The sequence below is a fragment of the Pseudomonas sp. NUPR-002 genome (genome assembly GCF_056322725.1).
The window spans coordinates 4623412-4649624 of the sequence record NZ_CM150476.1; the positions used below are offsets into that span (position 1 = coordinate 4623412).

The window sequence follows — 26213 nt, forward strand, 5'->3', positions numbered from 1 at the left end:
GTTTTTTTGCCGTTAAGGAGCCTGCCTTGCGTTCATTGTTCTGGCGCATCCTTGCCAGTTTCTGGCTGGCCATTGCCCTGGTCGCGGGTTTGTCGATCCTGCTCGGGCACATATTGAACCAGGATGCCTGGATTCTCAGCCGCCACCCGGGCCTCAACACCTTGGCGCCGAAGTGGACCCAGCTCTACGAACAGCAAGGGGTGGAGGCGGCTCAACGCTTTCTGGAACGGCGCAAGCACCGCTACAACATCGACGTACAGGTACTCAACGACAGCGGCGACGCGGTGGTCCCCGGGACCTTTCCACGCCGTGCAGCAGCCTTCGAGGCACGCCGTCACAACGACGATCGACGCTTGCCCTGGCGCCGCCTGACCGAGGAGTACACCAGCCCCGAGAGCGGCGACACCTACCTGTTGATCTACCGCATTCCGCACCCGGAACTCGACGCCTGGCACCGCGAAAGCCTGTTGTGGCCGCTGAGTGCCCTGGGGATTGCGCTGGTGGTACTGACCTTGTTCAGCCTGTTTGTAACGCTTTCGATTACCCGCCCGCTCAGCCGCCTGCGCGGTGCGGTGCATGACCTTGGACAAACCACCTACCAGCAAAACAGCCTGGCGCGCCTGGCCAACCGGCGTGACGAATTTGGCGTGCTGGCCAATGACTTCAACCGCATGGGCTCACGCCTGCAGAGCTTGATCGGCAGCCAGCGCCAGTTGTTGCGCGACGTTTCCCATGAACTGCGCTCACCCTTGGCCCGCCTGCGCATTGCGCTGGCCCTGGCCGAGCGGGCAGAACCGGAACAGCGCCAGGCCTTGTGGCCACGCCTGACCCGCGAGTGCGATCGCCTGGAAGCGTTGATCAGCGAGATTCTGGTACTGGCGCGGGTCGATGCCGAGCAAGCGCGCGCGGAAACGGTGGATGTGGATGCCCTGGTGCAGGCGGTTTACAAGGAAACCCAGTTCAATGCCCCAGACCAACTGATACAGCTGAATTTGCAAAGCGGGCTAACCCTGCAAGGCTGGCCAACCCTGATCGAACGGGCGCTGGACAACCTGCTGCGCAACGCCCTGCGCTTCAACCCGCCGGGGCAGCCGATCGAGGTCACGGTGGTACAAGACGCTGAGCGCATCGTGCTCAGTGTGCGTGATCATGGGCCGGGGGTGGCCGTGGAGCACCTGGCGCAGTTGGGCGAGCCGTTCTTTCGTGCGCCGGGGCAAAGCGCGGCAGGCCACGGCCTGGGGCTGGCCATTGCGCGCAAGGCGGCCGAGCGTCATGGCGGTAGCCTGACACTGGAGAATCATCCGCAGGGTGGCTTTGTGGCTCGGTTGGAGTTGCGTGGTTGATGGGTAAATCGCATCGCGGGGCAAGCCCGCTCCTACAAAACCTGTAGGAGCGGGCTTGCCCCGCGATCAGCCCTCAACCCCAGGCTGTCACAAAGTCCGCAGTAGCCAGCACCGGCGCTGTGCGCGGTTCAGTTTGCGGCGTCCCCACGTACAGGAACGCCACGATTTCTTCCTTTTCACCCAAACCCAAACCCGCAGCAACCTGCTTGTTGTACGCCAAATCACCGGTACGCCAAACCGCCCCAACGCCCTGAGCATGGGCCGCCAGCAGAATGCCGTGAGCGGCACACCCCGCCGCCAGACGCTGCTCCGAGACCGGCACTTTGAAGTGATCCTGCAAGCGCGCAATCACCACCACCAGCAACGGCGCACGCAGTGGCATGGCGCGGGCCTTGTCCAGGTCGGCGGCGCTGGCATCGCCTTTGCTTTTGACGGCGTCGGCAAACAGTTCGCCCAACTTCACCCGCCCCTCACCCTCGACCGTCAGGAAGCGCCAAGGCCGCAATTGGCCGTGGTCCGGCGCCCGCAAGGCGGCCTGAAACAGTGCCTCGCGCTGTGCGGCATTGGGCGCAGGTTCGACCAGGCGTGGTACGGAAACACGGTTGAGCAATGCGTCGAGAGCCTCCATCGGCTACCCCCTAAAGAGAAATGTGCAGCTATTCTAGCGTTTACTTAAAAAGGTCCATAGGTAGAATGGCGCCCTTCCGTTACGAGTCAGAGCAGATCACATGGCGTTGCCGACCTTAAGGATCATTGGTTTCATCATCGGCATCTTCCTGATCACCCTGGCGATCAGCATGGTCGTGCCCATGGCCACCCTGGTGATCTTCGATCGCACAGGCGACCTGCCATCGTTCCTCTGGGCCAGCATGATCACCTTTGTCGCCGGGCTGGCCCTGGTGCTTCAAGGGCGCCCTGAGCACGTCCATCTGCGTCCACGGGACATGTACCTGCTGACAGTCAGCAGTTGGCTGGTGGTGTGCATCTTTGCGGCCCTGCCGTTTCTGCTCACCCAACACATCAGCTACACCGACGCATTCTTCGAAAGCATGTCCGGCATCACCGCCACCGGCGCCACCGTGCTCAGTGGTCTGGACAGCATGTCACCGGGCATTCTGATGTGGCGCTCGCTGCTGCACTGGCTGGGTGGCATCGGCTTTATCGCCATGGCCGTGGCCATTCTGCCGCTGCTGCGCATCGGTGGCATGCGCCTGTTCCAGACCGAATCCTCGGACCGCTCGGAAAAGGTCATGCCACGCTCGCACATGGTCGCCAAGTCGATCGTTGCCGTGTATGTGGGCTTCACCGCCCTGGGCGGGCTGGCGTTCTGGCTGGCGGGGATGAACGTGTTCGACGCCATCAACCACGCTATGTCGGCGATTTCCACCGGCGGGTTTTCCACCTCCGACCAGTCCCTGGCCAAATGGCAGCAGCCCGCCGTGCACTGGGTGGCGGTGGTGGTGATGATCCTCGGCAGCTTGCCGTTTGCGCTGTATGTATCGACCCTGCGCGGCAACCGCAAAGCCTTGATCAAGGACCAACAGGTCCAGGGCCTGCTGCTGATGTTGGTGGTGACCTGGCTGGTGCTCGGCACCTGGTACTGGGCGACGACCAAACTGCACTGGCTCGACGCCTTGCGCCACGTGGCGCTGAACGTCACCTCGGTGGTCACCACCACCGGCTTTGCCCTGGGCGACTACAGCCTGTGGGGTAACTTTTCGCTGATGCTGTTTTTCTACCTGGGCTTCGTCGGCGGTTGCTCCGGCTCGACGGCTGGCGGGATCAAGATTTTCCGTTTCCAGGTGGCCTACATCCTGCTCAAGGCCAACCTCAATCAGCTGATTCACCCGCGCGCGGTGATCAAGCAGAAATACAACGGCCACCGCCTGGACGAAGAAATCGTCCGGTCGATTCTGACCTTCTCGTTTTTCTTCGCCATTACCATTTGCGTGATCGCACTGCTGCTGTCGTTGCTCGGCGTTGACTGGATGACGGCATTGACCGGCGCCGCCAGTACCGTCTCCGGCGTTGGCCCGGGCCTGGGTGAAACCATTGGCCCGGCCGGTAACTTCGCCACCCTGCCCGATGCGGCCAAGTGGATTCTGGCAGGCGGCATGCTGCTGGGCCGCCTGGAGATCATTACGGTGCTGGTGCTGTGTATGCCGGCGTTCTGGCGTCACTGACCACGGCTTCAGCGCCCTGCTCGGGCGCTGGCGCGACACTGCCTTCGCCCATACGCGTGCGATACTCGCTCGGCGTCAGGTCGAACCAGCGGCGAAAGGCGCGGAAGAAGTTGCTTGGGTCGGCAAACCCCAGCAGGTAGGCAGTTTCCAGCAGGGTCATAGTGGGCTGCGCCAGGTACTGTTCCGCCAGCTCACGACGGGTATCGTCGAGCAACGTCTGAAAACTGGTGCCCTCTTCCTGCAGCCGACGTTGCAGGGTGCGCTGCGACAGGTGCAAGGCCTGGGCAACCATCTCGCGCTTGGGTTCGCCTTGTGGCAACACCCGGCACAACACCTGGCGAGCACGATGGGTTACCCGGCTTTCGGAGAAACGCGCCAGGTACTCGCCGGCAAAACGATCATGCAGTATGGCCATGGCTTCGTTAGCGGTCGGCAGCGGCGCCTCCATGTCGGCGCGCTCAAACACCAGCGCATCATGGGCCGCCCCAAACACCAGTGGCGCATGAAAGGCGGTTTTGTAAGGTGTGACATCCAACGGCTGCGGCCCCTGGATCAGCACGCGTCGCAGTTGTATCACCCGCCCACTGAGCCAGCTGCACAGCGACAGCGCACACGCCAATGAGGCTTCGGCGCTGTGGCGGGTGGGCGGCAGATGGTCACCGTGCACGGTAAGGACCAAAACGTAGCCTTCCGGCCCCAGGGTGAAACTCAGATCGGAACTTTCGGCGATGATGCGCTGGTAGCGCACCAGGCGCTCGAACCCTTCAGCCAGGGTGCGGCTGGACATCAACGCGTAACCCACGACATGGAATGAAGCCGGCCGAACCACCCTGGCCATGTTCAGGCCAATGGCCTGATTGCCGGAAAGCTCGACCGCCAACTGCCACAGACGGGTCATGGAGTCCTGGGTAAAGCGAGCGTCGGGGTCATCCAGCGCGGCAAAGTCCAGACCGAGCTGTTTGAACATGGCGCGGCAATCCAGCCCTTCCAGCTCGAGTGCCTTGACGATCCCTGATGCCCAGCTTGCTGACGTGGTTCTCTCGCTCATGGCTGGCTTCTTATGTTCAGGCTGTCCGCTCCTGCGGCGAACGCAAAGGATACTTAATTGGCGCCAATTGTCACTGCCCAACGATTTTACTCACTCTAGACTCAGTTCAGGCTCCACGTCGTGCATCTTCGTCCCTATCGTGAGCCTTGGGAGTTGGGTTATGAGCAGTCCTCAGCAATTTCACAGTTTCGCCGAGTTCTATCCGTATTATTTACAAGAACATAGCAACCCGGCCTGTCGACGCCTGCACTTCGTCGGCACTACCCTGGTCATCGCTTTACTCGCCTTTACCCTGGGAAGCGGCAAGTGGCTGCTACTGCTGGCGGTACCGTTTGCCGGCTACGGTTTCGCCTGGATCGGCCATTTCTTTTTCGAGAAAAACCGCCCCGCCACCTTCACTTATCCGCTGTACAGCCTGATTGGCGACTTCGCCATGTACCGCGACATGCTGCGCGGTAAAGTGTCCTTCTGATTGTGCCCCGCTTCAACGTCGCGCCTGCGACGCGGTACACTGCTGCCACGGTTTGGAGGACAGCCTGATGAGCAACAGCTCGATACTCTCTGTGCGCCATTACAGTGACGCCTTGATTGCCCACAGCCATGCACACCCGCAACTGGTGTTTGGCCTGCGTGGGCAATTGGACTTCGAGCTTGACGGTTGCGGGGCGCGCATCGAACGCCAAGGCCTGATCGTGGTGCCAGGCGGCTCCCACCACACCTGCGCCAGCGTCAGTGGCAGCCAATGCCTGGTGCTTGATGTGCCTGGCGATAGCTGGCTCAGCAACAGCCTCGGTGAACAGGCCTCGGCCAGTCAACGCCTGCTTGAGCGTCGTGGCTCACTGATGCTGAACCACCACCAACAGCAACTGGTCGACTGGTTGGCGGCCGGCCCGGCGGTCGACCCGTTGATGGCGCAGCAAGGTGCCGTGTTGTTATTGGCCAGCCTGAACCGCACATCAGCCCCGGCTGCCGAGCACAAGCAACTGCCCTTTGCCAGTTTCGATGCCTACATCGAGCAAAACGCTGCCTACCCCTTGCAGGTTGCCGACCTGGCCCGTTTGGCTGGGCTGTCCAGCGCTCGCCTGCATGCCCGCTTCAGCGCTGAGGCGTCGATCACGCCGATGGATTACATCCGCCAGCGTCGCTTGCTCAAAGCCCGCCGCCTGCTGCGCGAGACGGCGTTGCCGATCGGCGAGATTGCCGCTCAAGTCGGCTACGCCTCACAAAGCGCTTTCGCTGCCGCCGTACTGCGCACCTTCAACTGCTCGCCCCGGGCGTTGCGGCAAGAGTCTGGCGACAACTGACGCGAGGCGTGCGACAGACACCGGGGCGATGTCCTTTTACACTGCCTGACAATTTCTCGGTGGCAACAACTGTCTTGCACCACCTGTAGGAGCGGGCTTGCCCCGCGATAGCGAAGTAACTGAGCAGACGCGATCGCGGGCCAAGCCCGCTCCTACACAAGGCCGTCAACAAGGATCATCATGAATCACCGCACCGCCCTCGGCGCCCTGCATATCGGCGCACTGTTTTTCGGTCTGACCGGCGTTTTCGGCAAGCTGGCCCAAGCGGCGCCGTCGATCATCGTGTTTGGCCGCGCAGCCTTTGCGGTACTGGCTCTGGGCATCTTCGCCCGCTTCGCACAAAAAGCCTGGCAACCCTTGCACACTCAGGACTGGCGCCGTCTGACGCTGGGCGGCGTGTTACTGGCCGGGCATTGGGTCAGTTTCTTTATTGCGGTGAAAGTCGCGGGGGTAGCGATTGCTACCTTGGGCTTCGCCAGTTTTCCAGCCTTCACGGTCATCCTTGAAGGCCTGCTGTTTCGCGAGCGGGTGCGCAGCAACGAAATCATTCTGGTGGTGCTGGTGAGTATCGGCTTGGTTATGGTCACCCCAGACTTCGACCTGGCCAGCCAGGCCACCGGCGGCCTGCTCTGGTCATTGCTTTCCGGTTTGCTGTTCTCGCTGTTGTCCCTGACCAACCGGGCGTCCAACGGTCGCGTGCCCGCCGTGCAGGCAGCGCTGTGCCAGAACGCGGTAGTCGCGCTCTGCCTGTTGCCGGTTGCGGCCCCTGCGTTATCCGAAGTGCCAGCGCTGGACTGGCTGTGGATCGCCCTGCTCGGAGTATTCTGCACCGGCGTCGCCCACAGCCTGTTCGTCGCCAGCCTGGCGGTGATCAAGGCGCGCACCGCTGCGGTGGTGTTCGCTCTGGAGCCGGTCTACGGCATTGCCCTGGCCTGGCTGATTTTCGCCGAGGCGCCGACCCTGCGCATGCTGTTCGGAGGTGTACTGATCATCCTCGCCATCGTCATCTCCAGCCGCCTGGCCGCCAGCAATCAAAGCACTAAGGCGGCTGCGGCTTGAGGCCGCTGAAGATCACGGGCGGTCGTTGTGGCCCAGGTCACGCTGCGGATCAATCTGGTCACGCACCCGCTGCTTGAGTACTTTGGCTTCAGGGAAGCCGCCATCGGCCTTGCGCTCCCAGATCTGCACGCCATCGCAGGTAATCCGGAAGGCGCCGCCGGTGGCAGGCTCAAGCGATACCCGGGCAAGGTCTTGCCCGAATGTGCTGAGCAGTTCCTGGGCCAGCCAGGCGGCACGCAGCAGCCATTGGCATTGGGTGCAATAGGTGATGACAATTTCGGCTTTGTCGACATTCACAGCGATCAGTCTCCTGACAGGCGGGGATGCTTATACTAGCGGTCTTTAGCCTTTGCTCCGAGAGTGCATGATGCACCGCTTGCTGTTTTGCCTACTGCTGTTGTTCATTTCCTTCCCACTCCTGGCTGCCGAACCACCCCAACCGAAAATCGGCCTGGTGTTGTCTGGCGGTGCGGCCCGTGGCCTTGCCCATATCGGCGTGCTCAAAGCCCTGGAAGAGCAAGGCATCAAGGTCGATGCCATTGCCGGTACCAGCATGGGCGCGGTGGTCGGCGGCTTGTATGCCTCGGGCTACAGCATCGAGGAGCTGGAAAAGCTCGCCTTGGGTATCGACTGGAAGCAGGCCCTTTCCGATGCCCCGCCACGCAAGGACGTACCCTTCAGGCGCAAGCAGGATGACCGCGACTTCCTGGTCAAGCAGAAACTCAGCTTTCGTGACGATGGCAGCCTTGGCTTGCCGCTGGGCGTGATCCAGGGGCAGAACCTGGCGCTGCTGCTGGAAAGCCTGCTGGCCCACACCAGCGACACCCGTGACTTCGACAAGCTGCCCATCCCCTTCCGCGCCGTGGCCACCGATATCGCCAGTGGTGAGAAAGTGGTGTTCAACCGCGGCCACCTGCCGCAAGTCATTCGCGCCAGCATGTCGATTCCGGCGGTATTCGCCCCGGTCGACCTGGATGGCCGGCTGCTGGTCGATGGCGGTATGGTCGACAACATTCCCCTGGACGTTGCCCGCGAAATGGGGGTAGACCTGGCCATCGTCGTTGATATCGGCTCACCACTGCGTGATCGCAAGCAAATGACCACCGTGGTCGATGTGCTCAACCAGTCGATTACCCTGATGACCCGGCGCAACTCCGAGGAGCAACTGGCGCAATTGCATCGCGACGACATCCTCATCCAGCCGCCGATGGCCAGTTTCGGCGTGACCGATTTTGGCCGCGCCCAGGACATGATCGACGCCGGCTACCGTGCGGCCCGCGCCCTGGACGCACGCCTGGCAACACTCAAACGCCCCGACAGTAACGACGCCGAGCTGACGGCTGCGCGCTCACCAAGCCAGCGCACACCCGTCATTACCGCGATCAGGATCGAGAACGACTCGAAAGTCAGTGACGATGTGATCCGTTTCTACATTCGCCAACCCATCGGCGAGCCCCTGGAACTGGGCCGCCTGCAGACCGACATGGGCACCCTCTACGGCCTGGACTATTTCGACCGGGTTCAGTACCGAGTGGTGCACAAGGGCAGCGACAACACCCTGGTGATCAATGCCCGCGGTCGCCGTGGCGGCACCGACTACTTGCGCCTGGGCCTTAATCTGTCGGATGACATGCGCGGTGACAGTGCGTTCAACATAGGTGCCAGCTACCGGGTCAACGGTATCAACCAGCTCGGTGCCGAATGGCTGACCCGCGCCCAGATAGGCGACCAGCAAGAGCTGTACAGCGAGTTCTACCAACCACTGGATGCCGGCTCACGCTACTTCGTCGCCCCGTATATCGACCTTGGCTCACAGAACATCGAGGCCACCCTGGACGACGATCCGATTGCCGAATACCGCCTGGAACGCTACGGCTTCGGCTTGAACCTGGGGCGCCAGATCGGCAACAGCGGCGAAATCCGCTTTGGTGTGGGCCAGGCCTGGGGCAATGCCGAGGTGCGGATTGGCGATCAAGACCTGCCGCATTTCAGCTTCAATGAAGGCTTCTATGAGCTCAAGTATTCGTTCGACACCCTCGACAATGTCTACTTCCCGCACAGCGGTGAGGACATCAGCCTGACCCTGCGCCAGTACGACCCGGACCTTGGCTCTGACCAGCGCTACCGGCAATGGAACTTCAAACTGGACAAGGCGCTGAGCAGCGGCCCCAATACCTGGGTGCTGGGCGGCCAGTACGGTCGCACCATTGATGACGCCGAAGTGGTCACTTCCAGCTTTGTATTGGGTGGCGCGCGGCAGCTGTCTGGCTTTCGTCAGGATTCGGTATCTGGCCAGAACATGAGCCTGATGCGCATGGTCTACTACCGCCGACTGACGCCACGGGCGTACCTGCCACTGGACTTCCCGCTGTACCTGGGTGGGTCATTGGAACGTGGCAGGTTGTGGAACAATGACAACGAATTCGACAGCGGCTACATCAATGCCGCCAGTATTTTCGTTGGCTTTGAAACGCCGCTGGGCCCGTTGAACTTCAGCTATGGTGCCAACAGCGAAAATCAGAAGGCGTTGTACCTGAACCTGGGTCACACCTTCTGAGGCCGGTCAGGACTTTTCCAGGTTTGCCAGGATGCGCGCGTGAACCTTCATGCACACGCGCATGTCCTCTTCGTCAACACCGCTGAATAGCTCGGCGCGCAACGCATTGGCAATGGTTTCGATCTGGTCGATCAGTGGCTTGGCCGGTGGGCACAGGTGAATTTTCTTGGCCCGCCGGTCTTCCAGCACCGCCTGGCGCCGAACCAGGCCCTGAGCTTCCAGGCTGTCGAGCAAACGGGCCAGGGTCGGCCCTTCAACCCCCACACTTTGCGCCAGCTCACGCTGAGTGGGGGCTTCGTCAAATCGGGCCAGATGCAGCAGCACCAGCCAGCGGGCCTGGGAAAGATTGAGCCCGGCCAGGCGGCGGTCCAGTTCGGCGCGCCAGCCTCGTGACATCTGGGCCAGCTGCATTCCGAAACGATGTTGATCGGTCAACGACATAGAGAACTCATCATCAGAACTAATTATTAGTCAGCTAACCATGCTCCTGCGTAACAGGCAAGGCTCAGCAGGGTTGTAGCTGTCTGACAATCGTTTTAAAAGATGACAAAACGCCGCTTACATCTCAAATTCCGCTGCCAACGCCGCCCTTACGCAATACAGCACCCCTTCCGGCACCCGCGCACCAAACTGCTCGGCAACCGCCGATACCGGTGGTAACTCGCCTTCACCGTCGAGGAACGCATCCTGGATTTCTTCGAGCAGATCTTGCGGTAGATCCAGGGCTTGCTCCAGCGACAACTGCTGACGGCCAATGGCTTCGGCCAGCAGGCTGTAAACATTCTTCTCGCTGCAGTTCAGTTGCCCGGCGATCTGCGCCGGGGTCATGCCGGCACGCGCCAGGCTGGTCAGCTCGTGACGCAGGTCGGCCACCTGAGGCGGTGCCTCGGCAGCGCCACCGAGCACTTCGAGGAAGGCCGCGCCGTAGCGTTCCAGCTTGCGCGCACCGACACCACTGACCTGCGCCATTTCGCTGAGGCTGGCGGGCTGGCTGCGGAGCATTTCCAGCAGGGTCGAGTCGGGGAAGATAACGTACGGTGGCACACCATGCTCTTCGGCCAGCTTGCGCCGCAGCGCGCGCAGGGCTTCCCACTGTTCGCGCTCGTCGCCACGCACCAACTGGCTGGCCGGGCTTGCGCCACTGCTGCTGCCTTTGCTGGTGGTCTGCGGCTTGAGGTCACGGCGCAACTCCAGGCTCACCTCACCGCGCAACAAAGGCCGGCAAGTGTCGGACAGGCGCAGGCCACCGTAGCCTTCCAGGTCGATGTCGGCCAGACCACGCGCCACCAACTGGCGGAACAAGGAACGCCATTCGCCCTCGGAGCGGTCTTTGCCAACGCCGTACACCGCGAGTTTTTCATGGCCGAAGTTACGAATTTTTTCGTTGTCGCGGCCCAGCAACACATCCACCAGGTGACCGACACCATAACGCTGGCCGGTGCGGTACACCGCTGACAGGGCCTGGCGTGCAGGTTCGGTGGCATCCCAGGTCTGTACGCCATCGATGCAGTTGTCGCAGTGCCCACACGGCTGCGGCAGTTCTTCGTCGAAGTAGTTGAGCAAGGTCTGACGGCGGCAACGGGTCTCTTCACACAGCGCGAGCATGGCGTCGAGCTTGTGTTGCTCGATGCGCTTGTGACGCTCGTCACCTTCGGAGTTCTGCAGCATCTGCTTGAGCATCACCATGTCTTGCAGCCCGTATGCCATCCAGGCATCAGCTGGCAGGCCATCACGCCCGGCCCGACCGGTTTCCTGGTAGTAGGCTTCCAGCGACTTGGGCAAGTCCAGGTGGGCAACGAAACGTACGTTGGGTTTATCGATACCCATGCCGAAGGCGATGGTGGCGACCATGATCAGGCCTTCCTCGTTGAGGAAGCGGCGCTGGTTCGAGGCTCGGGTCTCGGCAGGCAGGCCCGCGTGGTACGGCAATGCCGGAAAGCCCTGGTCGCACAGGTACGCGGCAACGTCGTCAACCTTCTTGCGCGACAAACAATAGACAATCCCGGCGTTGCCACGCCGATCACCGAGGAACGCCAGCAACTGCTTGCGTGGCTGTTCCTTGGGCACGATACGGTAGAAGATGTTCGGCCGGTCGAAGCTCGACAGGAAGCGCTCGGCATTCTGCAGGTGCAGGCGCGTGACGATCTCTTCACGGGTACGCATGTCCGCAGTGGCGGTCAGGGCGATGCGTGGCACATGGGGAAACAATTCGGCCAACTGCCCCAGTTGCAGATACTCGGGACGGAAGTCATGCCCCCATTGCGAAACGCAGTGGGCCTCGTCGATGGCAAACAGGGCAATGTCCAGGTTGCGCAGAAAATCCAGCATGCGCGGCTGCACCAGACGCTCCGGTGCCAGGTAGAGCATTTTTACCTCGCCACGGCGAATACGCCCGGCCAGGTCACGTTGCTGCTCCGCACTCAGGGTCGAATTCAACGATGCGGCGGCCACCCCCAGTTCGTCGAGGGTTGCCACCTGGTCTTCCATCAGCGCGATCAGCGGCGACACCACCACCGCCAGGCCCGGACGCAACAGTGCCGGCACCTGGAAGCACAGGGATTTACCGCCACCGGTGGGCATCAACACCAGCGCATCGCCACCTTTGGCTACGCATTCGATGATCGCCCCCTGGCGGCCTCGAAAGCTGTCGTAGCCGAAGATGTCCTTGAGGACGCGCTGAGCCTGTTCGAGCATAAAAACTCCATAAATCGCAAAACCATCCTGGCCACAGGCTGGATGAAAACCTTCGCCGCCACAGCTAAAAATGCGTAAGCGGCTTTTACCTGAGCGCCCTGTTGCAGCGCCAAGGTGCAAAAGCCCGGCAGTATACCCGAGCGTCACCTTGCGCAGGGGCCTGCGCGATAGGCGTGATCCTTTGCCTTGCAGGGGCCGCAAGATGCTAGAATTCGATCATCGTTTATTCCCAAGGTAGCCCTGTAATGTCCTTCGCCGAGCAATTGACCCGCCTGCAAGCCTTCCTCGACGCCGATGAGCTGCACGAAGAAGCGCTGGACTACGTTGCCGCCCACGGCTACCTGACCGCTTTGTCGATTGGGACCGAAGCAGTTCCGGAGCGCGAATGGATCGACGCCCTGTTTGCCGAAGAGCCCCGCTACAAGGACGACGCCCAGCGTGAAGAGATCGAAGCCACGCTGATCCAGCTCAAGGCGCACATCGCCCGCCAGCTGGCCAGCGACGAGGAATTCGAGCTGCCGTGCGACCTCGACCTGGGCGACGATCCGGACGATTCCGAACTGCGCGGCTGGTGCATCGGTTTCATGGAAGGCGTGTTCATGCGCGAAGAAGCCTGGTTTGAAACCGCCGAAGAAGAAGTCAGCGAGATGCTCCTGCCGATCATGGTCGGTTCCGGCCTGTTCGACGAACAACCGGAATTCGCCGACATCGCCAGCGACGCCAACCTGATGGACGACATGATCGTGCAGATCCCCGAGGCCCTGACTGCGCTGTACCTGCTGCAGCACGCGCCTGACGAAAAACCTGCACCAGCGTTGCTCAAACCACGCCACCACTGAGTTGGCGTCAGTGCGCTACCTGCTGCTGGCCATCGGCTGGCTCAGTGTTGCGTTGGGAGTGATCGGCATTTTCCTGCCGGTATTGCCGACCACTCCGTTCCTGCTGCTGGCCGCCGCCTGCTTCGCCCGCAGTTCACCGCGCTTTCACCAGTGGCTGGTCAATCATCCGCAGCTGGGGCCGTGGATTCGTGATTACCTCAGTGGTCAGGGCATTCCGCTCAAGGGCAAGGTGTATGCCATTGGTCTGATGTGGTTGAGCATTGGCTTGTCGTGCTACCTGGTGCCGCTGCCATGGGCGCGCGGATTCATGCTGACCAGTGCCGTGCTGGTCAGCATTTACATCCTGCGGCAAAAAACCCTGCGACGGCCCTCCTGAGCCGTCTCCACTGTAGGAGCGGGCTTGCCCCGCGATGCGGTGTGGCTGACCCACCGCAATCGCGGGGCAAGCCCGCTCCTACTTACACCGTGTCCACCTTCAATGAATGATCATTGAGCATGCCGTTGATAATGGTGGCGGTGTCCTGCCCTGCCGCAATCACGCCTCCGGCACCTGCAGTCACGCCGTAATGCTGAGCCAGGTTGACGCCCTCCAGATCAATGATCTGGCTCGGCGCCGCACCCGCCACGGCACTCACTTCGATGGTCGACACCACCCCTGCCCCACTGCCGGTGACTTTGAAGTGCAGATAATCATCCAGTGACGCCGTGGTCGGGTTCTCACCTTGCAACAGTTGCGACAGGTCCAGACGATCCGTGCCCGGGGTGAAATCGGTGACCACATCATGCCCGGTATTACCCTGTTGCCAGAGGAAGGTGTCGGCACCTGTCCCGCCCGTCAAGGTGTTGTTCCCCGGCCCGCCGATCAGCACATCATCACCGCCACCACCCACCAGGGTGTCATTGCCCTTGCCCCCCACCAGCAGGTTGGCAACGCTGTTGCCGGTCAGGCTGTCGTTGTAGTCCGAACCGATCAGGTTTTCGATCGAGCCCAGGGTGTCACTGCCTGCACCCAGGGTATTCTGTGCCCCTGTCAGGTTCAGGTTGACCGTCACGGCACTTGAAGCACTGGCATAGCTGGCGGTGTCGATTCCCGCGCCACCGTCAAGCAGATCATTGCCCAGGCCACCTATCAGCAAGTCGTTGCCATTGCCGCCATGCAAAGTGTCATGGCCGCTACCGCCGACCAGCACATCATTGCCGTCACCACCATTGAGTGTCGTGGCGGTATTGCCGGCCACCAGGACATCGTCGTTGCCGGTTCCGTTGAGGGTATCGCCAGCCTGATAGCTGATGTCCACCGCGCCGGTGCTGCTACCGCCATGTCCATCGCTTACGCTGTAGCTGCCGTTGTGCAGCGGTGTGCTGTCCTGGGCATCTGCGTAGTTGATGCTCATGTTCAACTCGTAGTACTCGGAGCGACCAGTAGTGCTGCCGCTGAGGTTGGTACGGTTGACCAGGTTAATGGTGTAGACCCCGTCATGGCTGGCGGTAAAACTGTCGCCATCGACAATCGTCTGGTAGGCGCCACCGGCATCCTTCCACTGCATCAACAGATTGTCACTGGCCAAGCGGTTGTGATCGAGGGTCAGCTTCTCACCCTGCTTGAGGGTGACGGTGATCAGGTCCTCATCGTTGGCGTTACCGTTGCTGACTGAACCGAGGAAGCCACTAACGATCACCGCCGCAGTCATCGACGCTGCCGGCCCGGTGAACGAACTGCGCGCCACGTTGAGCAATTGGTTGCTGGCATTACCGGCGCTGGTGCCGCTAAAGCCCAGGGTTGGTGCCGTGCTGCCCACTGTGAAGTCGCCACCACGCGCCGCCCAGCCGGTATTGAAGGTTGTTTGCGAAGCGCTCAGTGGATCCTTGTTGGCATCGCTGTCGTTGGCCAGCAAGGCTTCACCTGGCAGGCTGATGCTGTTCGACAGAATGTTGGTGATGACATGGTCGGCACCCGCCACCGGGTCAGCGTTGGAGTACACCTTGACCACCAGCGTGGCGCTGCTGGTGTCGCCGTCATTGTCACTGACCACAAAGCCGATCTGCTCGACCTTGGTGCTGCCGGTGTCTTTGGGCGGTGTGTAGGTAAAGTCTCCCGTGTCCATGTCTACCACAATACTGCCGCCTAGCGCGGTTTTCACGGTGATGCTGTTGGTGGCCGTATCGAAGGTGCCACGATCCGCTGCGCCGCTGGTGGCGTAAGCGCCGGCGCCGCTGTTGCCCTTCGGATCGAAGGTGTACGTGGTGCCATCAATCAGCAACGACTTGATGAAGCCGCCGTCGGCGCCGAAGGTACCGCCACTGATCAGGCTGCCGGTAACCGGCGCGCCCTGCACGGTGCCAGACAACACCGAATTGAGCTGGTTAAGGTCAGTGACGATGTTGGAGTTGGTGTTGGTGTGGGTACTACCGTCATAGGCCAACGGGTTGAGGTTGTCAGCATTGACGCCGTTCCCCAGACCAATGGCATACGACTTGATCCCGTTGGCATCAAGAAATGCCTTCCACGACGCCTCATCCGTTGTATCAATACCTTGCGAAGTGCTGGAAGGCTCGCCGTCCGAGAAGAAGTAGCCGATATTTTGCGCACCGGTGAGCTTGCCACTGGTGGTGAAGGCCGATTTCGCCCCCGCAACCGCCGCGTCGTAGTTGGTACCACCACCTGCACTGAGACCGGCGACAATCGTCTTGGCGTCAGCGACCGACACCCAACTGGTGGTTTTCACCGTTGAGTCGGAACTGAAGGTGACGATTTGCACTTTGACATCGCCCATCTCGTCATATTTGTCGAGCAAGGCGTTGATCGCTTGCTTGGCAAGCCCCAGGCGGCTTAGCCCGGACACACCGGAGCCATCGTTCATGCTGCCGGACACGTCGATGGTCAACAGCAGGTTCGAGTCGATCTGCCCTGGTGTCACCGAGCGCTCAGCGCCCACCGCCGAAGCCACATCATCGACAATATTGACGTCGATGGTGGCCGTCTTGGTGCTGCCATCAGTGTCGGTCACCGTCACCTTGATGGCTTCATTGAGGTTATTGATGCCATTGCCATCGGCATGGCTTTCGCTGTCCTTCAGGGTGTAGGTGTAGCTGACTACTCCGGTGCTCGGGTTGTAGCCGGTAATGGTGATCGAGTTGCCCAGCGGCGTCACACCGGTTTGTGGGACACCGTTGACCACCCCGCCGCTGACCAGGGTAATGCTGCCTACGGTCAGGGTTTGCAGGCCATCAGGCGCCGTCACCGTGAAACTGCCAGAGCGGGTCAACGCCGAAGCATCAGGGCTGCTGCCGTCACTGAGGTTTTTCTCGTAAACCGTCAGCTCACCGCCATTAACGTTCAGGCCGTCGATCGTAACGGGGTGGTCCTGATTGCTGACGTTAAGCGTCAACGTCGCCTTACTGCTGTCACCGTCAGCGTCCTTGAGGGTGTAGGTGAAGGTTTCGACACCGTTGCCACCACCGTGCAGGTTGATGAAATCCGGATCATTGGTGTTCAGGGTGTAGGTGTACGAACCGTCAGCCGCCAGTACCAGAGTGCCGTAAGTGCCTTGGATGGTTTGCGGGGTGATCGGGCCGCTGGTGATGCGGTCGGCGCCCTGCACATCGTTGGTCAGCACGTTGCCGGTCAAAGTCAGCTGATTTTCAGTGGCAGTGATCGGGTTGACGTCGTCCATGGCCTTGGGTACGTCATCAACGATGTTGATGTCCACCGAGGCGGTGGCCGAGCTGCCGTCGGTGTCGATCGCCACCACCTCAATGCTTTCCACGAGGTTGTTGGCGCCATTGCCGCTGGCATGCGCTTCGTTATTGAGCAGCGTGTAGGTGCCGGTCACGATGCCCGTGATCGGGTCGTAGCTATGGATGGTGAAGGTGTTACCCAGCGGCGTCGGTGCATCGATCGGCAAGCCCACGGCGACACCGCCGCTGACGATGCTCACCCCGCCGATGGTCAGGGACTGCAGGCCATCCGGGGCGACCACGGTGAAGGTTCCGCCTTTGGTCAGTGCCCACTGGTCCGGGCTGCTGCCGTCGCTGAGGTTCTTCTCGTAGAAGGTCAGCTCGCCACCGCAAATGTCCAGGCCGTTGATGACCACCGGGTCGTTGATGTTGCTGACGTTGAATTTCAACGACGCGGTGCTGCTATCGCCGTCGGCGTCCTTGAGGGTGTAGGTGAAGGTTTCGACACCGTTGCCACCACCGTGCAGGTTGATGAAATCCGGATCGTTGGTGTTCAGGGTGTAGGTGTACGAGCCGTCAGCCGCCAGTACCAACGTGCCGTAGGTGCCCTGGATGGTTTGTGGGGTGATCGGGCCGCTGGTAATGCGGTCGGCGCCCTGGATATCGTTGGTCAGGACGTTGCCGGTCAGGGTCAGGTGCTGTTCGGTGGCAGTCACCGGGTTGACGTCGTCCATGGCCTTGGGTACGTCATCAACGATGTTGATGTCCACCGAAGCGGTGGCCGAGCTGCCGTCGGTGTCGATCGCCACCACCTCAATGCTTTCCACGAGGTTGTTGGCGCCATTGCCGCTGGCATGCGCTTCGTTATTGAGCAGCGTGTAGGTGCCGGTCACGATGCCCGTGATCGGGTCGTAGCTATGGATGGTGAAGGTGTTACCCAGCGGCGTCGGTGCATCGATCGGCAAGCCCACGGCGACACCGCCGCTGACGATGCTCACGCCGCCGATAGTCAGGGACTGCAGGCCATCCGGGGCGACCACGGTGAAGGTGCCGCCTTTGGTCAGCGCCCACTGGTCCGGGCTGCTGCCGTCGCTGAGGTTCTTCTCGTAGAAGGTCAGCTCGCCACCGCAAATGTCCAGGCCGTTGATCACCACCGGGTCGTTGATGTTGCTGACGTTGAATTTCAACGACGCGGTGCTGCTATCGCCGTCGGCGTCCTTGAGGGTGTAGGTGAAGGTTTCGACACCGTTACCACCACCGTGCAGGTTGATGAAATCCGGATCATTGGTGTTCAGGGTGTAGGTGTACGAACCGTCAGCCGCCAGTACCAGAGTGCCGTAAGTGCCTTGGATGGTTTGCGGGGTGATCGGGCCGCTGGTAATGCGGTCGGCGCCCTGCACATCGTTGGTCAGCACGTTGCCGGTCAAAGTCAGCTGATTTTCAGTGGCAGTGATCGGGTTGAAGTCGTCCATGGCCTTGGGTACGTCATCAACGATGTTGATGTCCACCGAGGCGGTGGCCGAGCTGCCGTCGGTGTCGATCGCCACCACCTCAATGCTTTCCACGAGGTTGTTGGCGCCATTGCCGCTGGCATGCGCTTCGTTATTGAGCAGCGTGTAGGTGCCGGTCACGATGCCCGTGATCGGGTCGTAGCTATGGATGGTGAAGGTGTTACCCAGCGGCGTCGGTGCATCGATCGGCAAGCCCACGGCGACACCGCCGCTGACGATGCTCACGCCGCCGATAGTCAGGGACTGCAGGCCATCCGGGGCGACCACGGTGAAGGTGCCGCCTTTGGTCAGCGCCCACTGGTCCGGGCTGCTGCCGTCGCTGAGGTTCTTCTCGTAGAAGGTCAGCTCGCCACCGCAAATGTCCAGGCCGTTGATCACCACCGGGTCGTTGATGTTGCTGACGTTGAATTTCAACGACGCGGTGCTGCTATCGCCGTCGGCGTCCTTGAGGGTGTAGGTGAAGGTTTCGACACCGTTACCACCACCGTGCAGGTTGATGAAGTCCGGATCGTTGGTGTTCAGGGTGTAGGTGTACGAGCCGTCAGCCGCCAGTACCAGGGTGCCGTAAGTGCCTTGGATGGTTTGCGGGGTGATCGGGCCGCTGGTGATGCGGTCGGCGCCCTGCACATCGTTGGTCAGCACGTTGCCGGTCAAAGTCAGCTGATTTTCAGTGGCAGTGATCGGGTTGAAGTCGTCCATGGCCTTGGGTACGTCATCAACGATGTTGATGTCCACCGAGGCGGTGGCCGAGCTGCCGTCGGTGTCGATCGCCACCACCTCAATGCTTTCCACGAGGTTGTTGGCGCCATTGCCGCTGGCATGCGCTTCGTTATTGAGCAGCGTGTAGGTGCCGGTCACGATGCCCGTGATCGGGTCGTAGCTATGGATGGTGAAGGTGTTACCCAACGGCGTCGGTGCATCGATCGGCAAGCCCACGGCGACGCCGCCGCTGACAATGCTCACACCGCCGATGGTCAGGGACTGCAGGCCATCCGGGGCGACCACGGTGAAGGTGCCGCCCTTGGTCAGTGCCCACTGGTCTGGGCTGCTGCCGTCGCTGAGGTTCTTCTCGTAGAAGGTCAGCTCGCCACCGCAAATGTCCAGGCCGTTGATGACCACCGGGTCGTTGATGTTGCTGACGTTGAATTTCAACGACGCGGTGCTGCTATCGCCGTCGGCGTCCTTGAGGGTGTAGGTGAAGGTTTCGACACCGTTACCACCACCGTGCAGGTTGATGAAGTCCGGGTCGTTGGTGTTCAGGGTGTAGGTGTACGAGCCGTCAGCGGCCAGCACCAAGGTGCCGTAGGTGCCCTGGATGGTTTGTGGGGTGATCGGGCCGCTGGTAATGCGGTCGGCGCCCTGGATGTCGTTGGTCAGGACGTTGCCGGTCAACGTTATCTGCTGCTCGGTAGCGGTGACCGGGTTGGTGTCATCGATGGCTTTGGGTACATCGTCAACGATGTTCACATCGATCGAGCCACTGGCCGTGCTGCCATCCGTGTCGGTGGCCACTACGGTGAAGCTTTCACTCAGGTTGTTGGCGCCATTGCCAGTAGCGTGAGCCTCGTTGTCGAGCAAGGTGTAGGTGTACGTCACCACCCCGGTGCTGGCGTTGTAGCCAGTGATGGTCAGGGTGTTGCCTTCTGGGGTGACCGTCGATTGCGGGAAGCCGACCGCGCTGCCGTTCGACACCACCGTGATGCCACCAACGGTGAGGGTTTGCAAACCATCTGGGGCAGTCACGGTGAAGCTACCGCCTTGGGTCAGCGCACCGGCATTCGGGCTGCTGCCGTCGCCGAGGTTTTTCTCGAAGACCGTCAGTTCACCGCCTTCTACGTTCAGACCATTGAGGGTGACCGGGTCGTTGAGGTTGCTGACGTTCAGCTTCAGGGTCGCGGTGCTGCTGTCACCATCGGCGTCCTTGAGGGTGTAGGTGAAGGTTTCGACACCGTTGCCGCCACCGTGCAGGTTGATGAAATCCGGATCATTGGTGTTCAGGGTGTAGGTGTACGAACCATCAGCCGCCAGTACCAGCGTGCCGTAAGTACCCTGGATGGTTTGCGGGGTGATCGGGCCGCTGGTAATGCGGTCGGCGCCCTGGATGTCGTTGGTCAGGACGTTGCCGGTCAACGTTATCTGCTGCTCGGTAGCGGTGACCGGGTTGGTGTCATCGATGGCTTTGGGTACATCGTCAACGATGTTCACATCGATCGAGCCACTGGCCGTGCTGCCATCCGTGTCGGTGGCCACCACGGTGAAGCTTTCACTCAGGTTGTTGACGCCATTGCCAGTAGCGTGAGCCTCGTTGTCGAGCAAGGTGTAGGTGTACGTCACCACCCCGGTGCTGGCGTTGTAGCCAGTGATGGTCAGGGTGTTGCCTTCTGGGGTGACCGTCGATTGCGGGAAGCCGACCGCGCTGCCGTTCGACACCACCGTGATGCCACCAACGGTGAGGGTTTGCAAACCATCTGGGGCAGTCACGGTGAAGCTGCCACCTTGGGTCAGCGCACCGGCATTCGGGCTGCTGCCATCGCCGAGGTTTTTCTCGAAGACCGTCAGTTCACCGCCTTCTACGTTCAGGCCATTGAGGGTGACCGGGTCGTTGAGGTTGCTGACGTTCAGCTTTAGGGTCGCGGTGCTACTGTCGCCATCGGCGTCCTTGAGGGTGTAGGTGAAGGTTTCGACACCGTTGCCGCCACCGTGCAGGTTTATGAAATCCGGGTCGTTGGTGTTCAGGGTATAGGTGTACGAGCCATCAGCGGCCAACACCAAGGTGCCGTAGGTACCCTGGATGGTTTGTGGGGTGATCGGGCCGCTGGTGATACGGTCAGCACCCTGGGTGTCGTTGGTCAGCACGTTGCCCGTGAGGGTCAGTTGATTCTCGGTGGCCGTCACGAGGTTACTGTCGTCGACCGCAGCAGGCGTGTCGTCAACGATATTCACATCGATCGAGCCACTGGCCGTGCTGCCATCCGTGTCGGTGGCCACTACGGTGAAGCTTTCACTCAGGTTGTTGGCGCCATTGCCACTGGCGTGAGCCTCGTTGTCGAGCAACGTATAGGTGTAAGTCACCACCCCGGTGCTGGCGTTGTAGCCAGTGATGGTCAGGGTATTGCCTTCTGGGGTGACCGTCGATTGCGGGAAACCGACCGCACTGCCGTTCGACACCACGGTGATACCGCCAACAGTCAGGGTTTGCAGACCATCGGGAGCGGTCACGGTGAAGCTGCCACCTTGGGTCAGCGCACCGGCATTCGGGCTGCTGCCGTCGCCGAGGTTTTTCTCGAAGACCGTCAGTTCACCGCCTTCTACGTTCAGACCATTGAGGGTGACCGGGTCGTTGAGGTTGTTGACGTTCAGCTTCAGGGTCGCGGTACTGCTGTCACCATCGGCGTCCTTGAGGGTGTAGGTGAAGGTTTCGACACCGTTGCCACCGCCGTGCAGATTGATGAAATCCGGATCATTGGTGTTCAGGGTGTAGGTGTACGAACCATCAGCCGCCAGTACCAGCGTGCCGTAAGTACCCTGGATGGTTTGCGGGGTGATCGGACCACTAGTGATACGGTCCGCGCCCTGGGTGTCGTTGGTCAGCACGTTGCCGGTGAGGGTCAGTTGATTCTCGGTGGCCGTCACGAGGTTACTGTCGTCGACCGCAGCAGGCGTGTCGTCAACGATATTCACATCGATCGAGCCACTGGCCGTGCTGCCATCCGTGTCGGTGGCCACTACGGTGAAGCTTTCACTCAGGTTGTTGGCGCCATTGCCGCTGGCGTGAGCCTCGTTGTCGAGCAAGGTGTAGGTGTACGTCACCACCCCGGTGCTGGCGTTGTAGCCAGTGATGGTCAGGGTGTTGCCTTGTGGGGTGACCGTCGATTGCGGGAAGCCGACCGCGCTGCCGTTCGACACCACGGTGATACCGCCAACAGTCAGGGTTTGCAGACCATCAGGAGCAGTCACGGTGAAGCTGCCACCTTGGGTCAGCGCACCGGCATTCGGGCTGCTGCCGTCGCCGAGGTTTTTCTCGAAGACCGTCAGTTCACCGCCTTCTACGTTCAGACCATTGAGGGTAACCGGGTCGTTGAGGTTGCTGACGTTCAGCTTCAGGGTCGCGGTACTGCTGTCACCATCGGCGTCCTTGAGGGTGTAGGTGAAGGTTTCGACACCGTTGCCACCGCCGTGCAGATTGATGAAATCCGGATCATTGGTGTTCAGGGTGTAGGTGTACGAACCATCAGCCGCCAGTACCAGCGTGCCATAGGTACCCTGGATGGTTTGTGGGGTGATCGGGCCACTGGTGATGCGGTCGGCGCCCTGCACATCGTTGGTCAGGACGTTGCCGGTCAGGGTCAGCTGGTTTTCAGTGGCGGTGGTGGCGTTGCTGTCGTCAACGGCAGTCGGCGCATCGTCGACAATGTTTACGCCAATGGCGCCACTGGCCGTGCTGCCATCGCTGTCGGTGGCCACCACGGTGAAGTTCTCGCTCACATTACTGGCGCCATGAGCCCCAGTTCCAACAAGCGTGTAGGTGTAACTCACCACCCCGGTGCTGGCGTTGTAGCCAGTGATGGTCAGGGTGTTGCCTTCTGGGGTGACCGCCGATTGCGGAAAGCCGACCGCACTGCCGTTGGACACCACAGTGATGCCAGCAACGGTGAGGGTTTGCAGGCCATCCGGGGCGGTGACAGTGAAGCTGCCGCTCTGGGTCAGGTCGGCGCTGTTCGGGCTGCTGCCAACATCGAGGTTTTTCTCGAAGACCGTCAGCGCGCCGCCTTCGAGATTCAGGCCATTGAGGGTAACCGGGTCGTTGAGGTTGCTGACATTGAGCTTCAAGGTCGCGGTGCTGCTGTCGCCATCGGCGTCCTTGAGGGTGTAGGTGAAGGTTTCGACACCGTTGCCACCGCCGTGCAGGTTGATGAAATCCGGGTCGTTGGTGTTCAGGGTGTAGGTGTACGAGCCATCGGCGGCCAGCACCAGGGTGCCGTAGGTGCCCTGGATGGTTTGCGGGGTGATCGGTCCACTGGCGATGCGGTCGGCGCCCTGGATATCGTTGGTCAGCACATTGCCGGTCAGGGTCAACTGGTTCTCGGTAGCACTCACCGGGTTGCTGTCATCCAGCGCCTTCGGTGCGTCGTCGGTAACGACGATGTTCAATGAACCACTGGCCACATCGCCGTCGGTGTCACTGACCGACACGCTGATGCTTTCACCCAGTCCGCCATTACCGGCCGGATGCGTCTCAGCGCCGGTCAGGGTGTAGCTGTAACTGACCACGCCGGTGGCCGGGTTATACCCGGTTATGGTCAACAGGTTACCCAATGCGGTGGTGATCGACTGCCCCACTCCAGTCACAACGCCAGCGGTGACCACATTGATGCCACCAACATTGAGATTGAACACCCCGTCCGGGGCCAGCACGGTAAAACTTCCGCTTTGGGTCAATGCCGCCGGGTCACTGGCCGAGCCCTGGGCCAGGTTGGCTTCGTTCAGGGTCAAGCCACCGCCTGCCAGATCCAGGCCATCAAGGGTGACGGGGTGATCCACAGGAGGAACTACGGGCGGAATATCGTCGTCATTCGTGATCAGACCGAACTCCCGATCGGCCGGCTCGGCGAAACCATTGAAGCCTGCCGTGGGGAAGCCAATGGTCGGATCGACCCGTCCGGCCACTTCGCTCAGCAACACAAAAGAGTGACCACCACCCAGCGCCCCCGATGACCCGCCACTGCCAGGACCGGCTGCGGTCGGGTCGGCCTCTTGGCTGGGGTCAGCACCGGCAGCGATGGCTTGCTGGAGTTTTTCCACATCGGTGAGCTGCGCCTGGCTGGGTGCCTGGGCTTCAGGTGTATCCACCTGCGGCGCTTGATTGGCCAGTAGCTGCGGCGAGAGCTCCAGACTGCTGTCACGGCCCAAGGTCAATTCGCTGCCATTTTGCAGATGAACGGCAACCGCCCCGACCGCACCGGTCTGCAGCTGCTCGCCAGCAAACAGCCGGTCACCTTCGCTGAGCTGCCGACGTGTGCCGTCATTGGCCACCGCGAAGACCTCGCCGACGACTTTGCTGACAACACCGATTAACTTGGCCATGAGCGCTCTCCTCCGCTGCGGAACGTTTTTTCGCAGAAAAGCGCTGTGAATCTCGCGTGGTCAGCCCGCTGCACCTGCACTGAGCCAACACTCGGAAAGTGCCGCAGGCGTAGGTGGACTTCAATGAAATCAACACCTTCGCCAGGCAGTCACTCAATGAACGTGGAAATCAATCTGGCACTTTGGCATCTGCCAAAAAATTGTCGCCAATGACTGACCTTCCTCCATCCCCTCCGCTACATCCGTGCCCTTTGCCGCAAAAACTTCTGATTATTGTTTGACGCCTGAAAAACGCACCCTCGCGCAGAATTGAGAGGGCGCCTGATATGAACAATGTCTTGCTTTCCTTAGACCGCATAAGTTTTTTTTCGCATAACCCTTATGAAAAATTCTTCTTAGCTCGCCTTATAAATGTTCTTAGCTTTCCTGTTACAAGCCTGAAACGGTTTGCACTTAAATTTGCGTCAACTTTATGACGCCAGCTGCACAAAAAATTAGAAATCAGGGAGTAGTACCCCATGCGCGTTTTGACCCCCATCACCGGCGCAATTCTTTTGGCTATGGCATGTGCCAATGCTCAGGCGATGTCACTTACGGAGGCTGTACAAAGCGCCGTGGACCAACATCCGGAAATCAACGCCAGCCGTAACAGCCGCTTGTCAGCAGATGAAGACGTCAACGTCGCCAAAGGCGGCTGGTACCCACGCGTCGATCTGGTGGCGGGTTACGGCCGGCAGAAGTCAGACAACACCAACACCCGCAGGACCAACCCCGACGGCAGCACCGATCACAACAAGGAAACCCTGAACTACACCCAATCTGACCTGCGCCTGCGGCAGATGCTGTTCGACGGTTTCAACACCCCGAACGAGGTCGGCCGCACCGAAGCGGTGGTCAACTCCCGTGCCTACTTCACCCAGGCCACTGCACAGAGCGTTGCCCTGCGCGCTATCGAGGTGTACCTGGAGGTGCTCAAGCGCCGCGAGCTGGTGACCCTGGCCACCAACAACCTGCAGGCGCACCTGCGCGTCAACGACCAGATCGGCTTGCGCAGCGAGCGTGGCGTCGGCAGCACCGCTGACCTTGACCAGTCCACCGCCCGTCGCGCCCTGGCGGAAAACAACCTGTACACCGCCGAAGTCGACCTGGCCGATGCCGAAGCCAACTTCTACAGCGTAATCGGCCGCGTCCCGGACGAGCTGGAAACCCCGGTCACCATCAAAGGGGAAATGCCCGCCAGCCTACTCGACGCACGTCAGGACATGCTTGAGCACAACCCCTATCTGAAGTCGGCCCAGGCCGACGTACAAGCTGCCGAGCAGCAGTACGAGGTCGCCAAGTCGCCGTTCTATCCACGCCTGGATGCAGTGTTGGCCACCGGTGCCAACAACAACACCGCTGGCCAGGTCGGCCATGACAACAACGACTGGCAAGCCGGTGTCGAACTCAGTTACAACCTGTTCCGCGGCGGCAGCGACAAGGCCCGCCTGCAGTCGGATGCCCACAAGATCAACCAGGCCATGGACATCCGCAACAATGCCTTGCGCACCCTCAACGAGGATCTGGCGCTGTCCTGGAACGCCATGACCAACGCCCGCAAGCAAACCCCGACGGCACGCGAATACGCCGACACCACCACCCGTGTGCGCGCGGCCTATCAGGATCAGTTCGGCCTTGGCCAGCGGACCCTGCTCGACTTGCTCGACAGTGAAAACGAGCTGTACAACGCCAATCGCCGCTACACCGAAGTGCGCTACACCGAGGAATTCTCGATGTACCGGGTGCTGGCCAACATGGGCGAATTGCTCAACAAGCAACGGATCTCACTACCGCCTGAGGCCATCGCCAAGAGCGAAGTGAGAAGCGAGGCGCGTTTGCCCGACATGCGTTAATCCCCCGACTCGCTGCAGGAG

General features: G+C 60.9%; 15 protein-coding genes. 9 read left to right on the forward strand and 6 right to left on the reverse strand.

The features are described from left to right. The first annotated feature begins 26 nt into the window (after positions 1-26). A complete protein-coding gene (locus ACVWSC_RS21190) occupies positions 27-1343 on the forward strand; it encodes a sensor histidine kinase (RefSeq protein WP_476461709.1) in 1317 nt (438 codons plus the stop codon). Between the two features lie 73 nt (positions 1344-1416). On the opposite strand, the gene ACVWSC_RS21195 is transcribed toward ACVWSC_RS21190, so the two are convergent. Beyond that, on the reverse strand, positions 1417-1971 hold the full coding sequence (locus ACVWSC_RS21195) for a nitroreductase family protein (protein ID WP_442109029.1): 555 nt from the start codon (positions 1969-1971) through the stop codon (positions 1417-1419). Positions 1972-2071: 100 nt separating this feature from the next. On the opposite strand from ACVWSC_RS21195, the gene ACVWSC_RS21200 reads away from it, so the two are divergent. Beyond that, positions 2072-3526 (forward strand): TrkH family potassium uptake protein, encoded by a 1455-nt coding sequence (locus tag ACVWSC_RS21200; RefSeq protein ID WP_442109030.1) that lies wholly within the window; start codon positions 2072-2074, stop codon positions 3524-3526. On the opposite strand, the gene ACVWSC_RS21205 is transcribed toward ACVWSC_RS21200, so the two are convergent. Then, a complete protein-coding gene (locus ACVWSC_RS21205) occupies positions 3483-4574 on the reverse strand; it encodes an AraC family transcriptional regulator (RefSeq protein ID WP_442109031.1) in 1092 nt (363 codons plus the stop codon). The genes ACVWSC_RS21200 and ACVWSC_RS21205 overlap by 44 nt on opposite strands. Positions 4575-4734: 160 nt before the next feature. On the opposite strand from ACVWSC_RS21205, the gene ACVWSC_RS21210 reads away from it, so the two are divergent. The 3 genes from ACVWSC_RS21210 to ACVWSC_RS21220 all read left to right on the forward strand — a co-directional run bounded on the left by ACVWSC_RS21210 (position 4735) and on the right by ACVWSC_RS21220 (position 6937). Next, positions 4735-5046 (forward strand): Mpo1-like protein, encoded by a 312-nt coding sequence (locus tag ACVWSC_RS21210; RefSeq protein WP_442109032.1) that lies wholly within the window; start codon positions 4735-4737, stop codon positions 5044-5046. Positions 5047-5113: 67 nt separating this feature from the next. Further along, complete coding sequence (locus ACVWSC_RS21215; protein WP_442109033.1) at positions 5114-5878, forward strand: AraC family transcriptional regulator; 765 nt, start codon at positions 5114-5116, stop codon at positions 5876-5878. Positions 5879-6058: 180 nt separating this feature from the next. Then, positions 6059-6937 (forward strand): DMT family transporter, encoded by an 879-nt coding sequence (locus tag ACVWSC_RS21220; RefSeq protein ID WP_442109034.1) that lies wholly within the window; start codon positions 6059-6061, stop codon positions 6935-6937. Positions 6938-6949: 12 nt separating this feature from the next. Here ACVWSC_RS21220 and ACVWSC_RS21225 read toward each other — a convergent pair whose 3' ends face one another. Continuing rightward, a complete protein-coding gene (locus tag ACVWSC_RS21225; protein WP_442109035.1) occupies positions 6950-7234 on the reverse strand; it encodes an Rdx family protein in 285 nt (94 codons plus the stop codon). A 70-nt stretch (positions 7235-7304) separates the two neighbouring features. On the opposite strand from ACVWSC_RS21225, the gene ACVWSC_RS21230 reads away from it, so the two are divergent. After that, complete coding sequence (locus ACVWSC_RS21230) at positions 7305-9494, forward strand: patatin-like phospholipase family protein (RefSeq protein ID WP_442114348.1); 2190 nt, start codon at positions 7305-7307, stop codon at positions 9492-9494. A gap of 6 nt (positions 9495-9500) precedes the next feature. Here ACVWSC_RS21230 and ACVWSC_RS21235 read toward each other — a convergent pair whose 3' ends face one another. Both ACVWSC_RS21235 and recQ read right to left on the reverse strand, forming a co-directional pair. Next, positions 9501-9935 (reverse strand): MarR family transcriptional regulator, encoded by a 435-nt coding sequence (locus ACVWSC_RS21235; RefSeq protein WP_442109036.1) that lies wholly within the window; start codon positions 9933-9935, stop codon positions 9501-9503. 117 nt (positions 9936-10052) lie between these two features. Continuing rightward, the gene (gene recQ, locus ACVWSC_RS21240) at positions 10053-12188 is read right to left on the reverse strand and encodes a DNA helicase RecQ (RefSeq protein ID WP_442109037.1); all 2136 of its coding nucleotides are present in this window, start codon (positions 12186-12188) and stop codon (positions 10053-10055) included. A gap of 245 nt (positions 12189-12433) precedes the next feature. Here recQ and ACVWSC_RS21245 point away from each other — a divergent pair, with 245 nt between their 5' ends. Next, positions 12434-13027, forward strand: a complete 594-nt coding sequence (locus ACVWSC_RS21245; RefSeq protein ID WP_442109038.1) for a UPF0149 family protein — start codon at positions 12434-12436, stop codon at positions 13025-13027. 1 nt (position 13028) lies between these two features. Continuing rightward, the gene (locus tag ACVWSC_RS21250; RefSeq protein WP_442109039.1) at positions 13029-13403 is read left to right on the forward strand and encodes a YbaN family protein; all 375 of its coding nucleotides are present in this window, start codon (positions 13029-13031) and stop codon (positions 13401-13403) included. Positions 13404-13485: 82 nt separating this feature from the next. Here the strand turns inward: ACVWSC_RS21250 and ACVWSC_RS21255 are convergent, their stop codons facing one another. Continuing rightward, complete coding sequence (locus ACVWSC_RS21255; RefSeq protein WP_442109040.1) at positions 13486-24300, reverse strand: retention module-containing protein; 10815 nt, start codon at positions 24298-24300, stop codon at positions 13486-13488. 518 nt (positions 24301-24818) lie between these two features. Between ACVWSC_RS21255 and ACVWSC_RS21260 the strand changes: the two genes are divergently transcribed. Beyond that, positions 24819-26192 carry a TolC family outer membrane protein gene (locus tag ACVWSC_RS21260; RefSeq protein ID WP_442109041.1) on the forward strand — a complete coding sequence of 458 codons (1374 nt, stop codon included), beginning with the start codon at positions 24819-24821 and terminating at the stop codon, positions 26190-26192. Positions 26193-26213: the final 21 nt, after the last annotated feature.

Excerpts from the sequence above, each read along its gene's own strand:
- ACVWSC_RS21195 (WP_442109029.1), bottom strand. The coding sequence starts at position 1,971 with ATGGAGGCTCTCGACGCATTGCTCAACCGTGTTTCCGTACCACGCCTG.
- ACVWSC_RS21200 (WP_442109030.1), top strand. The coding sequence starts at position 2,072 with ATGGCGTTGCCGACCTTAAGGATCATTGGTTTCATCATCGGCATCTTC.
- ACVWSC_RS21205 (WP_442109031.1), bottom strand. The coding sequence starts at position 4,574 with ATGAGCGAGAGAACCACGTCAGCAAGCTGGGCATCAGGGATCGTCAAG.
- ACVWSC_RS21210 (WP_442109032.1), top strand. The coding sequence starts at position 4,735 with ATGAGCAGTCCTCAGCAATTTCACAGTTTCGCCGAGTTCTATCCGTAT.
- ACVWSC_RS21215 (WP_442109033.1), top strand. The coding sequence starts at position 5,114 with ATGAGCAACAGCTCGATACTCTCTGTGCGCCATTACAGTGACGCCTTG.
- ACVWSC_RS21220 (WP_442109034.1), top strand. The coding sequence starts at position 6,059 with ATGAATCACCGCACCGCCCTCGGCGCCCTGCATATCGGCGCACTGTTT.
- ACVWSC_RS21230 (WP_442114348.1), top strand. The coding sequence starts at position 7,305 with ATGCACCGCTTGCTGTTTTGCCTACTGCTGTTGTTCATTTCCTTCCCA.
- ACVWSC_RS21235 (WP_442109036.1), bottom strand. The coding sequence starts at position 9,935 with ATGTCGTTGACCGATCAACATCGTTTCGGAATGCAGCTGGCCCAGATG.
- recQ (WP_442109037.1), bottom strand. The coding sequence starts at position 12,188 with ATGCTCGAACAGGCTCAGCGCGTCCTCAAGGACATCTTCGGCTACGAC.
- ACVWSC_RS21245 (WP_442109038.1), top strand. The coding sequence starts at position 12,434 with ATGTCCTTCGCCGAGCAATTGACCCGCCTGCAAGCCTTCCTCGACGCC.
- ACVWSC_RS21255 (WP_442109040.1), bottom strand. The coding sequence starts at position 24,300 with ATGGCCAAGTTAATCGGTGTTGTCAGCAAAGTCGTCGGCGAGGTCTTC.
- ACVWSC_RS21260 (WP_442109041.1), top strand. The coding sequence starts at position 24,819 with ATGCGCGTTTTGACCCCCATCACCGGCGCAATTCTTTTGGCTATGGCA.